At 34.1% G+C, this 14,978-nt stretch carries 13 protein-coding genes; all 13 read left to right on the top strand.

Going from position 1 to position 14,978, the window contains the following annotated elements; translation table 11 throughout:
• Positions 1–11: 11 nt before the first annotated feature.
• The 13 genes from ACCQ42_RS09195 (at position 12) to aph(3')-IIIa (ending at position 14,941) form a co-directional block, all read left to right on the top strand.
• Positions 12–1,364, top strand: a complete 1,353-nt coding sequence (locus tag ACCQ42_RS09195) for an MATE family efflux transporter (protein WP_106460085.1) — start codon at positions 12–14, stop codon at positions 1,362–1,364.
• A gap of 37 nt (positions 1,365–1,401) precedes the next feature.
• Complete coding sequence (locus ACCQ42_RS09190) at positions 1,402–3,123, top strand: ABC transporter ATP-binding protein (RefSeq protein ID WP_410035981.1); 1,722 nt, start codon at positions 1,402–1,404, stop codon at positions 3,121–3,123.
• Positions 3,116–4,852, top strand: a complete 1,737-nt coding sequence (locus ACCQ42_RS09185) for an ABC transporter ATP-binding protein (protein ID WP_410035980.1) — start codon at positions 3,116–3,118, stop codon at positions 4,850–4,852. The genes ACCQ42_RS09190 and ACCQ42_RS09185 overlap by 8 nt, the downstream gene beginning before the upstream one ends.
• Before the next feature lie 322 nt (positions 4,853–5,174).
• Positions 5,175–6,269, top strand: coding sequence for a helix-turn-helix domain-containing protein (locus ACCQ42_RS09180; protein ID WP_106460505.1), 1,095 nt, complete (start codon positions 5,175–5,177; stop codon positions 6,267–6,269).
• Positions 6,270–6,481: 212 nt separating this feature from the next.
• Positions 6,482–6,691 (top strand): SHOCT domain-containing protein, encoded by a 210-nt coding sequence (locus tag ACCQ42_RS09175; RefSeq protein ID WP_065735313.1) that lies wholly within the window; start codon positions 6,482–6,484, stop codon positions 6,689–6,691.
• Positions 6,692–6,750: 59 nt separating this feature from the next.
• Positions 6,751–8,313: a recombinase family protein gene (locus ACCQ42_RS09170; RefSeq protein ID WP_410035979.1), complete on the top strand. Its 1,563-nt coding sequence runs from the start codon at positions 6,751–6,753 to the stop codon at positions 8,311–8,313.
• Entirely contained in the window at positions 8,306–8,722 is a 417-nt protein-coding gene (locus ACCQ42_RS09165; protein WP_019131795.1) for a recombinase family protein, read from the top strand. The genes ACCQ42_RS09170 and ACCQ42_RS09165 overlap by 8 nt, the downstream gene beginning before the upstream one ends.
• Entirely contained in the window at positions 8,715–10,286 is a 1,572-nt protein-coding gene (locus tag ACCQ42_RS09160; RefSeq protein ID WP_065735315.1) for a recombinase family protein, read from the top strand. The genes ACCQ42_RS09165 and ACCQ42_RS09160 overlap by 8 nt, the downstream gene beginning before the upstream one ends.
• Positions 10,287–10,989: 703 nt before the next feature.
• A complete protein-coding gene (locus ACCQ42_RS09155) occupies positions 10,990–11,859 on the top strand; it encodes a nucleotidyltransferase domain-containing protein (protein ID WP_106460503.1) in 870 nt (289 codons plus the stop codon).
• Positions 11,840–12,574, top strand: coding sequence for a class I SAM-dependent methyltransferase (locus ACCQ42_RS09150; protein WP_000662263.1), 735 nt, complete (start codon positions 11,840–11,842; stop codon positions 12,572–12,574). The genes ACCQ42_RS09155 and ACCQ42_RS09150 overlap by 20 nt, the downstream gene beginning before the upstream one ends.
• 32 nt (positions 12,575–12,606) lie before the next feature.
• The gene (locus ACCQ42_RS09145) at positions 12,607–13,515 is read left to right on the top strand and encodes an aminoglycoside nucleotidyltransferase ANT(6)-Ia (RefSeq protein ID WP_001255864.1); all 909 of its coding nucleotides are present in this window, start codon (positions 12,607–12,609) and stop codon (positions 13,513–13,515) included.
• Positions 13,512–14,054 (top strand): streptothricin N-acetyltransferase Sat4, encoded by a 543-nt coding sequence (gene sat4 / locus ACCQ42_RS09140; RefSeq protein WP_000627290.1) that lies wholly within the window; start codon positions 13,512–13,514, stop codon positions 14,052–14,054. The genes ACCQ42_RS09145 and sat4 overlap by 4 nt, the downstream gene beginning before the upstream one ends.
• A 92-nt stretch (positions 14,055–14,146) precedes the next feature.
• Positions 14,147–14,941, top strand: a complete 795-nt coding sequence (aph(3')-IIIa, locus tag ACCQ42_RS09135) for an aminoglycoside O-phosphotransferase APH(3')-IIIa (RefSeq protein ID WP_001096887.1) — start codon at positions 14,147–14,149, stop codon at positions 14,939–14,941.
• Positions 14,942–14,978: the final 37 nt, after the last annotated feature.

The following is a 14,978-nucleotide window of genomic DNA, read 5'->3' as shown; positions in this document are numbered from 1 at the left end:
GAGTTGATTTTTTGAAACAAGATATGAAAGAACAATTATTAACAAAAAGACCTATAGATTTACTTTTTCAATTATCTATCCCTGCTGTAATAGGAATGATAGTAATAGGTCTTTATCCACTAATGGATGGAATTTTTGCAGGAAATATTATAGGACAAACTGCAATGACAGCTTGTGGTGTAGCTATGCCACTTACCTTTTTTAATAGTGGAGTATCTACACTCATAGGTGTAGGTTCAGCATCAGTTTTATCAAGAGCTATAGGAAAGGGTGACCAAAAAACAGTTGATAAAATTATGGGGAATTTAATCTTTTGGGTTATTCTATTCTCATCAATTATTACAATAGGCGGAATTTTACTTGCACCACATTTTTTAGATATGGTTGGAGCAAGTGGAGAAATTAAAGAATATGGTATCAGATATTTACGAGTGATTTTCATTGGTTCTTTATTTGTAAACTTTACTCAATCAGCAAACATGGTTATGCGTGGAGAAGGATTAATGAAAAAAGCAATGCTCATTATGGGGCTAGGGGCTTTTTTAAACATAATTCTTGATCCAATTCTAATGAAATTAATGGGAAGATACGCAATAGAAGGGGCTGCACTTGCAACTATTACAGCACAATTTGTTCAAGCGATAATAACACTCCATTACTTCAAATATAAAAGTAAAGCAGTAAAAATAAATAAAATCAAACCTGATCAGGAAATAAAAAAAGAAATGTTTGGCGTAGGGTCATCTGCTATGATGATGCAAATTTTATTTATGATTCAACAAACAATGCTATATAAAATGTCATTTAAATATGGAGGAGATACAAATGCTATCTTAATGGCAGCAACTTTAAGAATATATGCCTTTTCCTTTATTCCACTTTGGGGAATGAGTCAAGGCTTGCAACCTGTTGTTGGTACAAACTTTGGAGCAAAAAGATATGACAGGGTAAAGGAGGCAATGAAGGTATTCTCCATTGGAGGACTTGTTCTTGCAGCCATATTTTGGCTACCAGTCTTATTATTTTCAAAAAACATCCTTTCCCTATTTGGAGTAGAAGAAAGTATTATAACTCAGGGAGTAGGAAACTTTAGACTATTTTATTCTATATTTATCTTATATGGAGTAATGGTTATGTCTATAACATTCTTCCAAGCAATAGGAAATGCTAAAAAGGCAGGCATAATCGTCATGCTAAGACAATTATTTTTATTCGTTCCTGCCATGATTATTCTACCAATGACATTTGGAGTTAAGGCAGTATGGTTTGCTGAACCTCTTGTAGATTTAATTATGATTTTAGCTGGAATAGCAATGATGATTGGAGAGCTTAATAGAATGCCCTCTGAAATAAAAAAAATATAATAAACTATTTAAAAATATTACTAAAGGAGGTTTTAAAGTGAATTTAGTAAAAGAATATGTAAATAAAAGAAAAGGCTCATATTTTATGTCAATCTTACTGGCAATAATTGGAGTAGTGGCTGGGCTTTTTTCTTATATATACATGGCGAAAATTATTGTGAATTTGATTAATGGCATAAGGGATATTAGCTTATATACTCCACTATGCATAAATATTTTAATAACATTTGTTATTAAAGAAGTGGCAGCAGGAATATCAACAAGTATTTCCCATACCGCAACTTTTAACTCATTAGGAGAAATCAGAAATGATATTTCTAAGAAACTTTTCAAGATGCCATTGGGAGATGTTCTTTCAAGATCATCTGGAGAATTAAAAAATATTATAGTTGAGCAAGTTGATTCTATGGAAACTTCACTTGCCCACCTAGTGCCAGAATTTACGGCAAATTTAGTAGGACCTATTCTATTATTTATTTATATGTTTACCTTAGATTGGCGATTGACCTTGCTATCACTAATTCCATTTGTGGTGGGAATGGCTACCATGATGTCTGTAATGAATGCTCATTATAAGGAAATGTTTGGAAAGTCAGTTGCCATTGGTCAACATATGAATAATTCCATTGTTGAGTATATAAATGGGATAGAAGTAATAAAGACCTTTAATCAAAGCGAATCATCTTATAAAAAATATGCGGATAGCGTTTATGACAATGCAAGCTTTTATTATAACTGGATGGGTGAATCTATGAATAGGGTTGCCATAGGTAGATTACTTTCTCCTATGGGAATTATTACAATCATACCCTTTGGGATTTTATTTTATATAAATGGAAGTATTGATTTAGGAAATTTAATTACCTTAATCGTCTTATCCTTTGCTACGGTTTCTAGCATTTTAAAAATCATGAACTATATGGATGATATGTCAAGAATATCAACTATAACTTCTGAAATAGGAAAAATTTTAGATTCAAGAGAGTTAGAAAATATTGACAAGGGAGAAAAAATAGAATCCTATAATATAGAACTTCAAGACGTAGACTTTTCTTACGATGGAAAAAATAAGGTTATAGATAATCTTTCTATGGAAATAAAAGAATCTAATGTTTCAGCCCTCGTTGGTCCTTCTGGGTCAGGCAAGTCCACAATAGCAAAACTTATTGCTGGATTTTGGAATGTAGATAAAGGATCTATTAAAATTGGCGGAGTAGAAACAAAAGATGTGTCGCTCGAAAACTTGTCTTCACTTATTTCTTTTGTATCCCAAGACAATTTCCTCTTTGACATGACTATAAAGGAAAATATTAGGCTTGGAAATAAGAATGCCTCTGACGAAGAAATTATAGATGTATGTAAAAAATCTGCCTGCCATGATTTTATTATGAATCTATCTAATGGTTATGATACAAGAGTTGGCGAAGGTGGAGGTCATCTATCTGGAGGAGAAAGACAAAGAATATCTATTGCTCGTGCCATGCTAAAGAATGCACCAATCGTAATTTTAGATGAAGCAACTTCTTATATAGATCCTGAAAATGAAGCTCTCATACAAAACGCCTTGGCAAATCTAGTTAAGGGTAAAACTTTAATCATAATCGCTCATAGGTTAAAGACAATTGTTGATGCAGATAGGATATTTGTTATTAAAGATGGCAAATTAAATTCTTATGGTACTCATGAAGAACTATTAAATTCATCAGAACTTTATAAGGAAATGTATGCTGCAAATTTAAGGGGTGATGAAAATGCTTAATGTGTTTAAAAAGATATGGAATTTTTCAAAAGAAGAACAGGTAAATATTAAGAAATCCATTCTCGCTGGATTTTTGCACGCAGTATTTAATGCCCTTGAGTTTGGTGCAATTTACTATATGCTAGTAAATATATTCTCTAAAACTTTAGACTATAAGGCAATCTTTATTTGTCTCGGCATATTAGTAATATCTCTTGTTGGCAAAATTATGACACTAAAAATTTCACAGATGGCACAAACACACGCTGGATATTTTATGGCAGCCCATAAGAGAATAGAAATAGGAGAAAAAATTAAAAGAGTTCCTATGGGTTTCTTTTCAAGCTTTTCACTTGGAAGATTAACTACAATTGCCACATCTTCACTTTCCCAAGCAGAAATGTGGGTGCCTATGCTTTTGGTTCTTGTACTTGGTGGAGTTTTAAATACTTTAGTCTTTGTCCTTGGAACTTTAATATTTAATGTAAAGGTAGGGCTTGTTGCAGTGGTGGGTGTAATAGTATTCTTTATAGTAACATCAATGATGGAGAAAAAATCATCAGCTAATGCAGATAAAATGACAGAAACACAAACAAGACTTACAAAAGAAGTATTGGCAACTTTACAAGGTATGCAGGTTATAAAATCCTATAATCTTGGTGGAGAAAATAACAGGGCTTTGAGAAAGTCTATAAAAGATACATCAAGAATACTCTTAGACCTAGAAAAATCTGTTGCACCATACACAGTTATTCAAAGAATTGTAATGGGAATAACAACAGTAGCTATGGTCTATGTATCTCTAAAATTAAATTTATCTGGTGAACTTCCGCTTGCCGAAACAATTCTTATGATTATGGCATCCTTTATAATCTTTGAAGGACTAATCGGTGCAGGATCAAACATGGCAATCCTAAGAGCTTGCGAAAATGCTATAGATTCAGTTGGCTTTATAGACTCAATGCCTGATATGAAAGAAGGAGAAGTTTCAGAGTCTATACGAAATCACGATATAGTCTTTAAAGATGTTTCTTTTTCTTATGATGACAGACCAATTTTAAAAAATGTATCAGCAGAGATAAAAGAAAATACTATGACTGCTATTGTTGGTCCATCTGGATCTGGTAAAACAACATTTTGTAATCTCATAGCGAGATTTTGGGATGTAAATTCTGGCGAGATTTTAATTGGTGGAAAAAATATAAAAGACTATAAGATAGAAAACTTAATGAATTCTATTTCAATGGTCTTTCAGGATGTATACCTATTTGAAGATACAATTGAAAATAATATAAAATTTGGAAAACAAAATGCGAGCCATGAAGAAGTAGTTCAAGCTGCAAAAAAAGCAAGATGTCATGAATTCATAGAAGCTTTACCAGAAGGATATGACACTATTATTGGGGAAGGTGGAGCAAGCCTATCTGGTGGAGAAAAACAAAGAATTTCCATAGCTAGAGCCATGCTAAAATATGCAGATATAATTATCTTTGATGAAGCAACTGCAAATATTGACCCAGAAAATGAAGATAAACTTAAAGAAGCAATAGAAACATTAACAAAAAATAAGACAGTAATTATGATTGCCCATAGACTAAAAACCATTAGAAATGCAGATCAGATTCTAGTCTTAAAAGATGGAGAAATAGTAGAACGTGGAAATCATGAAAAATTGATTGAAAATAATGGACTTTATTCTGATCTTATCAATGCAAAGGCTAAGGCAGAATCATGGAAATTAAATAATTAATAGAAAGAAATATTTAAAGTCTTTGAACAGGAAAATTTAGATTAGAGGATTTATGCCTAGTAGCATAAGTCCTCATTTTTTTATGCTTAAATTAATCATTGAAACTCAAAAATACTATAAAAAAATAAAAATTCTGGTTACCAAAGAGGGCAAATTTCACTATATAAAGTGAGGGGTATTTTGTCATCTTTCTATAAAAATCAAAATACTTTGAAGTGTGAATATTCTTGAAATTGATTATGTGAGATTAGCATATTTCAAATTTAATTCACTTATCAAGGTAAAAAATTAACTTATATAGGAGGTAAAATAGAATGTTAAAATTGGAGAAAATATTCTTCAGAAGCGAAAAGAAAGAGGTATAACTCAGGAAGAATTAGCAGAATTTATGATGGTAACAAAAGCGTCCGTATCAAAATGGGAGACAGGTCAAAGCCATCCAGATATTTTACTTCTACCAAAACTTGCCACTTTTTTCAATATAAGTGTGGATGAATTAATAGGATATGACCCAGATTTATCTTCAACTCAAATTCAAAAATTTTATATAGACTTAGAGAATCGTGTCACTGATACAGATATGGATAGTATCGTAGAAGATATAAAAATCAAAATAAAACAATACTATTCTTGCTTTGAACTACTATATTACATGGCTTTGTTTATTTTGAACCATTGTGATTTAGCAACTGATGATGTAAAAAAAGAGGAATATCTAGAATACGCAAATAATATACTAAATAGGGTATGCGAGCATTCTAAAAATCCTATATTAAAAGAACAATCATTGAGCTTGAGGGCAGCCTGTTTAATTAGTTTAGGAAAATCAGAAGAAGCATTAAATATTTTACCATCTTCTGACATGCTATCTATATCTAAAGATTGTTTGGTGGCTTCAGCTTATCTAAAAATGAAGAAAGAAAATGAAGTAGATCAAAAACTACAAGTAATGATTTATAAGAACGTAATTGATTTAATCACTCTTCTTATGATGAAAAGCAGTTTGCATAATGAGGATTGGGTCGAAACCTTGGAAAGAGTGGAGGATTTAATAGAAACTTTTAATCTTATTGAAATAAATATTTCTATAGTTTTAAACTTTTATTTATCCTTGGCAACTCATTATATTAAAGATAATAACCCAAAAATCGCTAGTCAATATGTAGAAAAATTACTCAACCTACTAATAGAGAGCAAGGAAAAATCTTTTAAGATAAGAGGTGATGAGTATTTTAATCAAATAGATGAATGGCTTGATGAAAATTTATTATTATCTACAAATCCAAACAGAAGTGACGATATGATTGTTAACTTTTATTTAGAAACAATTGCAAATAACGAGAGTTTTAAAGAAATAATCTCTGAAGGAAGAGTAAAGTTCTTAGCTGATAGGGTTAAAGAAATATACTCTCTATAATTAAATAACTAGCATTGGACAAAAGGTTGTAATTTTTCAAAATTATAACCTTTTTTTATGCCTACATTTCTAACGCCATATTTCTCTTTACATATATTAGAAATTATAAACTTTACTCAAAACTACTCCCTTTGTCCTAAGGAATATAGAGGAAAGAAATTTAGGGTTAAAGATAGACCTGATTTCTTTGCCTGTGATATAGGAGGTGGAGTATGAGAGTAGAAAAGTTTGAAGGTAGACAAGAAATTATAAAAACTGAATACACTGAAAGGGATTTAAAGGCAGAGCTTAATTTCTATTTATCGGATAAATTCATTCAAGACCTATTTCTTTTAGATGAAATTAGCCTTGAAGAATATAGGAAAATTAGGAGAGAAAACATAAAAAAGTTCAAACCTATTCTTTCAGAATTAATGATATAAGACTTGATAAATACTTACTTGTACGGGAATATAGCACTTAGAGAAAGAGAGGTGAGACGATGAAAAAGATAACAAAAATAGAAGCAAATCAAAAAGAAGAATCTATATTTAGAGTTGCTGCCTATGCAAGAGTATCGACAGATGAGGAAGCTCAACTGGTGAGTCTTAAAACACAAAAGGCACACTACGAAAAGATGATAGCAGAGAACAATTCATATACTTTTGCAGGCCTATACTTTGACGAAGGCATCACTGGAACAAAGAAAGAATGTAGAGACGGTCTTCTAAAAATGCTAAAAGACTGTGAAGACGGAAAAATAGATTTTATCCTAACCAAATCAATCTCAAGGCTTGCAAGAAACACGACAGATTGTTTGGAAATCGTAAGGAGACTTCTCGATTTAAACATTGGTATCTATTTTGAAAAAGAAAACTTTGATACAAGAACCATGGAAAGCGAGTTGATGTTATCCATACTTTCATCCCTTGCAGAAAGTGAGTCCAGGTCGATATCAGAAAATAACAAATGGTCCATAAAGAAAAGATTTCAAAATGGAACCTTTATCATATCAAGTCCACCCTATGGCTATGAGAATATAGACGGAAAGATGGTAGTGAATGAAGAAGAAGGAAAAATCATAAAAGAAATATTTGAACAGTATCTTTCAGGTAAGGGAACACATAAAATTGCAGAAGACTTAAATAAAAGAAAGATTAAAGGACAAAAAGGAGCAAAATGGCATGGATCGACTATAAACGGAATCTTAAAAAATGAAAAATATATAGGCGATGTCATCTACCAAAAGACCTATACAGATGAAAATTATAATAGACACAAGAATAAGGGAGAAGAAGACCAGTATAAGATAATAGACAACCATGAAGCCATTGTAAGTAGAGAGGACTTTGAGAAAGTTCAAGACCTAATAAGGATAAGGGCTATAGCAAAAGGAAATGGAGAAAACACTAAAAGATACCAAAATAGATATAGCCTATCGGGGAAAATAAAGTGTGGCGAGTGTGGTTCAAGCTTTAAAAGAAGACATCACTATAATGGCAAAGAAAAATATATAGCTTGGACTTGCAGTGAACACCTTAAAGATATTAATAAATGTTATATGAAGTTTATTAAAGACAAGGACATAAAACTGGCATTTGCGACTTTAGTAAACAAGCTAGTCTTTGGAAAAGATAGTATCCTTACACCACTCTTAGAATCCTTAAAGAGAGTGGACAGCAAGGAAGAAGTCGAGAAGATAAATGGAATTGAAGAAAGACTAGAAAAACTAAAGGAAAGAAAAGAGATTCTAAGCAAACTAATAACTTCGGGAGTTTTAGATGCAAGTGTTTACGCAAAAGAAAGCAGTGAAATTTCTAGTGAAGAAAGTTATCTACTCAGGGAAAAGGAAAGAATTAAAAAAGCCATCCTTGGAAATGATGAAGAAATAAGAGAACTTGAAAAATTAATAGGAATCTTAGGAAAAAGTGAAATGATAGATCACTTTGAAGATGACTTGTTTGAAGAAATCATTGACCACATTCAAGTTGTTAATAGAGAGACCCTTGATTTTCATTTAAAGTGTGGACTTGTACTTAGAGAGGAAGTGAAAAATAATGTCTAGGTTATGTTATGGCTATACCATAAGAGACGGAAGATTAGAAATTCAAGAAAAAGAAGCGGAGAATATAAGAAAAATCTTTAAAAACTACCTTGCTGGCAATGCCCTTATAAAGTCAGCAGACCTTGCAGGCGTGAAGAAAAACAGCTCCAGTGTAAAAAGAATCCTTACCAATAAAAAGTATTTAGGAAATGAAATCTATCCCAAGATAATAGATAGAGAAAGCTTTGAAAAAGCAGGTCAAATGTTAAAAGAAAGGGCAGTGGCCATGGGACGAGTTTGGGAAAAGGAAGAAGAGATCATTAGAGTTCCATGCAAGTTTAGATACAAAAGTGAAGAAGTTCTACCACTAGATCCCTTTGAACGAGCGAGTTATAAGTATAGGTTAATCAAGGTGATAGATGATGAATAGCAAGGTCATAGTAATACCAGCGAAGAAGAAAAAAGGAAATTCCATCAAGGAATCAGAAAAGAAGAAACTGAGAGTGGCAGCTTATGCGAGGGTATCAACAGATAGCGATGAACAAGCAACTTCTTATGACACTCAAGTAGACCACTACACAAATTATATAAAGAAAAATCCAGATTGGGAATTTGCGGGAGTTTTTTCTGATGAAGGAATCAGTGGAACATATACCAAGAAAAGAGCTGGCTTTAATAAAATGATTGAAGAAGCCATGGAAGGAAATATCGACTACATCATTACAAAGTCCATATCGAGATTTGCCAGAAACACACTAGACTGTTTAAAGTATATTCGTAAACTAAAAGAAAACAACATCCCAGTCTATTTTGAAAAAGAAAACATCAACACCATGGACGCCAAGGGAGAAGTCCTCCTTACCATTATGGCATCTCTTGCTCAACAGGAAAGTCAGTCCTTATCTCAAAATGTAAAGTTAGGCGTTCAATATAGGTTTCAACAAGGTCAAGTCCAAGTAAACCATAATAGGTTTTTAGGCTATACAAAAGACGAAGAAGGAAAACTTGTCATTGTTCCTGAAGAAGCAAAAATTATAAAAAGGATCTACAGAGAATATTTAGAAGGAGCAAGCCTACGAGATATAAAGGAAGGACTAGAGAAAGACAAGATAGTAAATGGAGCAGGAAATAAGAAGTGGCATGTATCGAACCTCAATCAAATATTAACTAATGAGAAATACATGGGGGATGCCCTCTTACAAAAGACTTATACAGTGGATTTCCTGAATAAGAAGAGAGTAAAAAATGATGGAATTGCACCTCAATATTATGTAGAAAATAGCCATGAAGCCATCATACCAAAAGAAATCTTCATGCGAGTCCAAGAAGAAATGGATAGACGAGCTAATATGGTAAGTGGCAAAGGAAAAAGAAGAATTTATTCCAGCAAATATGCCCTTTCAAGTATTGTCTACTGCTCAAAATGCGGCGATATTTACAGGAGAATAGCATGGAATAACAGAGGGAAAAAGTACACCGTTTGGAGGTGCTGCACAAGAGTAACCCATGGACCAGATGCCTGCCATGCGAGAACTATTAAAGAAGACGACCTACAAGAGGCAGTTGTAGAAGCCATTAATCAACTTATATCTGAAAGCAGTGAATTAAAAGAAATAATAAAAGAGAATATAGAAAAAGTCATCACAGGTGATGGAACTAGCCAGATAGAAGAAATAGATAAAGAAATGTTGAAAGTGCAAGAAGAGCTTTTAAAAGTAGCTAATGCCAAGAAAGATTACACAGACCTTGTAGAAAGGGTGGAAGAGTTAAGAAATGAAAAAGAAAAGATACTCCTTGAAATGGCGGAAGAGAAGAATGAACAAAGCAGGCTAAAGGAATTAGAAGAGTTTTTAGACAATCAAGAATTAGAAATAGAAAGTTATGATGAAGAATTGGTGAGGAAACTTATAGATAAGATAGTAATTTATGAAGAAAATTTAAAAGTAGTGTTTAAATCTGGACTTGAGGTTGAAATTGACAAGGATAAAAAGTAAATATACAATATAACTAACAGCACCCGACACGCCTCTTAACAATGCGAACCATGTTGAAGCCCTAGCCCTACTTGTCAAGGAGCGAAGCGACGCTGAAAAGTAGAGGCAGGTCTCATGCAAAGATTTCCCAAGAGAAGCGACCGAATAGGGAGCTTCGATTGGCAGAAATCGCCTGCTGAGACGGTATGTTTGATGTCAAGAAAATAATGATATAGCAATGTTTTAAGAAGAAACATCTATTTTATCAACTCGGAGAAATGTGTGTTTCTTTGTTTGTGAGAACAGATCGAGAGTGTCAGAAAAACAACCAGATTGAGTAAACAGTAGCAATAATCAATTAGGGAGTGGATAGAACAGATATTGACTTCAATTTAACGGCTGCTCTTTTAAATTAATACATTAATCTGTATCATTACGTTATAAAAGAAATATTATGATTGTTTTGTTGTATATTCATGGTCTGATAATTATTTTACTTTTCTTATTTGACAGATGGTAAGTAGGGCAGTGAAAAAGATTATGGATTTTATCTAAGCACTAAGTAGTTTAGATCACTAATCAGGGAAAATAAGGCCTTCAAGATGAATTCCGAAGGCCCCCTTTCCTTTCCATATAAATATACGTAAAGCATAAGGAACATATGGCAAAAAAAGTGTTTCTCAACATGAGATATAGCTTTTGATATTGAAAGGAGAGATTCAGTATGATAGATAATATTATTCAATTAGTGACAGACAAATTATCCTCTTTGCCTTATATAGAAGGCATTGTATTAGGGGGTTCTCGTGCAAGAGGCACACATACAGAGGATTCTGATATAGATATCGGAATCTATTACAATTCAGAATCATTTGACATAAATACTATTAATCAATTCGCTACAAAGCTGGATGATGAGCATAGAAATAACCTTGTTGTACCTCCCGGAGCATGGGGTGATTGGATTAATGGCGGCGGATGGTTAGTCATAAACGGGTATCATGTGGATTTAATTTTACGTGATATTAAACGTGTGGAACAAATAATGAAAGATACAGAGCACGGAATTGTTACTGCCAATTATCAGACTGGGCATCCCCATGGTTATATTAGTGCAATGTATCGAGGAGAATTAGCGATTAGCAAAATACTATATGCTAAGAATGAAAGCTTATGCGAATTAAAAAAACAGGCAGAAACTTATCCCAATGCTTTGCAGAAAAGTTTAGTTAACTTTTTTATGTTTGAAGCAGGGTTCTCTTTAATGTTTGTAAAAGCAAATTCGGGAACAGACGATAAATATTATATTGCGGGTCATGTTTTTCGTATAGTTTCATGTTTAAATCAAGTGTTATTTGCATGTAATAATGCTTATTGTATCAACGAAAAGAAAGCTATAAAACTGCTTGAAACTTTTGAACATAAACCTGAAAAATATACCGAGAAGGTAAATCATATTTTTGAAGTACTCGGTATCTCACTTTTTGAATGCTACGACATGACCGAGAAGCTTTATAATGAAGTGAATGAAATTGTATCGGAGATAAATAACTTTTTAAACGAGGAGAGTTCAGATGAAAGAAAACAAATATGATGATAATATATTTTTTCAAAAATACAGTCAAATGAGTCGCTCGCAGAAAGGACTGGCTGGTGCGGGAGAATGGGAGACTTTGAAAAAGATGCTACCTGATTTTAAGGGTAAGCGTGTGCTTGATTTAGGATGCGGCTATGGATGGCACTGTATATATGCGATGGAAAACGGTGCTTCCTCTGTAGTAGGTGTTGATATTTCTCATAAAATGCTCGAAGTAGCAAAAGGAAAAACCCATTTTCCACAGATTGAATATGAATGCTGTGCCATAGAAGATGTGGATTTCCCAGAGGAGAGCTTTGATGTAATACTAAGTTCGCTTGCGTTTCATTATGTAGCAGACTATGAGAATTTAATAAAAAAGATATATAGGATGCTGAAGGCTGGTGGCAATTTAGTTTTTACAGTTGAACATCCTGTTTTTACTGCTCATGGAACACAAGACTGGTATTATAACGAAAAAGGAGAAATACTGCATTTCCCGGTGGACAATTATTATTATGAGGGCAAACGGACAGCTATGTTTTTGGAAGAAAAGGTTACAAAATATCATAGAACACTGACCACATATCTAAATACACTGCTTTCAAATAGTTTTATAATAAATCAGATTGTGGAGCCACAGCCGCCAGAGAACATGATGGATATTCCGGGGATGGCGGATGAAATGCGACGCCCAATGATGCTGATTGTATCGGCAAAAAAGAAGATGTAATAATATAGAAAAAATAAACGAGGAGTATGTAAATGAGATCAGAAAAAGAAATGATGGATTTAGTACTTTCTTTAGCAGAACAGGATGAACGTATTCGAATTGTGACCCTTGAGGGGTCACGCGCAAATATTAATATACCTAAAGATGAATTTCAGGATTATGATATTACATATTTTGTAAGTGATATAGAACCGTTTATATCTAATGATGACTGGCTTAATCAATTTGGGAATATTATAATGATGCAAAAACCGGAGGATATGGAACTATTCCCGGCTGAAGAGAAAGGCTACTCCTATATAATACTTTTTGATGATTATAATAAAATAGACCTTACCTTATTGCCCCTGGAAGAGTTGGGAAACTACCTGAATGACGATAAATTGATAAAGATTATTCTGGATAAGGATGGAAGGATTCAGCAAGCTGTAGTTCCGACCGACATGGATTATCATATAAGAAAACCCAGTGCCCGGGAATACGATGACTGCTGCAATGAATTCTGGAACACCACTACCTATGTGGTTAAGGGACTGTGCCGTAAGGAAATTTTATTTGCTATTGATCATTTTAATCAGATTGTTCGCCATGAGCTGCTGAGAATGATATCATGGAAGGTCGGCATCGAAACAGGCTTTAAATTAAGTGTAGGCAAGAACTATAAGTTTATTGAAAGGTATATATCCGAGGATTTGTGGGAGAAACTTTTGTCCACCTACCGGATGGATTCCTATGAAAACATATGGGAAGCATTATTTCTATGCCATCAATTGTTCAGGGCGGTATCCGGTGAGGTGGCGGAAAGGCTTCATTATGCCTATCCGGAGTATGATAGGAATATAACAAAATATACCAGGGACATGTATAAAAAATACACTGGTAAAACCGGCTGCCTGGATAGCACATATGCCGCTGATATAGAAGAGAGGCGGGAACAGTGATTACAGAAATGAAAGCAGGGCACCTGAAAGATATCGATAAACCCAGCGAACCATTTGAGGTGATAGGTAAGATTATACCGAGGTATGAAAACGAGAATTGGACCTTTACAGAATTACTCTATGAAGCGCCATATTTAAAAAGCTACCAAGACGAAGAGGATGAAGAGGATGAGGAGGCAGATTGCCTTGAATATATTGACAATACTGATAAGATAATATATCTTTACTACCAAGACGATAAATGCGTCGGAAAAGTTAAACTGCGAAAAAATTGGAACCGGTACGCTTATATAGAAGATATCGCCGTATGTAAGGATTTCAGGGGGCAAGGCATAGGCAGCGCGCTTATCAATATATCTATAGAATGGGCAAAGCATAAAAACTTGCATGGACTAATGCTTGAAACCCAGGACAATAACCTTATAGCTTGTAAATTCTATCATAATTGTGGTTTCAAAATCGGCTCCGTCGATACTATGTTATACGCCAACTTTGAAAACAACTTTGAAAAAGCTGTTTTCTGGTATTTAAGGTTTTAGAATGCAAGGAACAGTGAATTGGAGTTCGTCTTGTTATAATTAGCTTCTTGGGGTATCTTTAAATACTGTAGAAAAGAGGAAGGAAATAATAAATGGCTAAAATGAGAATATCACCGGAATTGAAAAAACTGATCGAAAAATACCGCTGCGTAAAAGATACGGAAGGAATGTCTCCTGCTAAGGTATATAAGCTGGTGGGAGAAAATGAAAACCTATATTTAAAAATGACGGACAGCCGGTATAAAGGGACCACCTATGATGTGGAACGAGAAAAGGACATGATGCTATGGCTGGAAGGAAAGCTGCCTGTTCCAAAGGTCCTGCACTTTGAACGGCATGATGGCTGGAGCAATCTGCTCATGAGTGAGGCCGATGGCGTCCTTTGCTCGGAAGAGTATGAAGATGAACAAAGCCCTGAAAAGATTATCGAGCTGTATGCGGAGTGCATCAGGCTCTTTCACTCCATCGACATATCGGATTGTCCCTATACGAATAGCTTAGACAGCCGCTTAGCCGAATTGGATTACTTACTGAATAACGATCTGGCCGATGTGGATTGCGAAAACTGGGAAGAAGACACTCCATTTAAAGATCCGCGCGAGCTGTATGATTTTTTAAAGACGGAAAAGCCCGAAGAGGAACTTGTCTTTTCCCACGGCGACCTGGGAGACAGCAACATCTTTGTGAAAGATGGCAAAGTAAGTGGCTTTATTGATCTTGGGAGAAGCGGCAGGGCGGACAAGTGGTATGACATTGCCTTCTGCGTCCGCTCGATCAGGGAGGATATCGGGGAAGAACAGTATGTCGAGCTATTTTTTGACTTACTGGGGATCAAGCCTGATTGGGAGAAAATAAAATATTATATTTTACTGGATGAATTGTTTTAGTACCTAGATTGGTGATGTTGCAGAATAGTTAAATCTA

The organism is Anaerococcus kampingae (assembly GCF_046365475.1).
Lineage (GTDB): Bacteria > Bacillota > Clostridia > Tissierellales > Peptoniphilaceae > Anaerococcus > Anaerococcus kampingae.
Note: the sequence above shows the minus strand (reverse complement) of the source record. Positions and strands in the feature narration are given on the sequence as shown.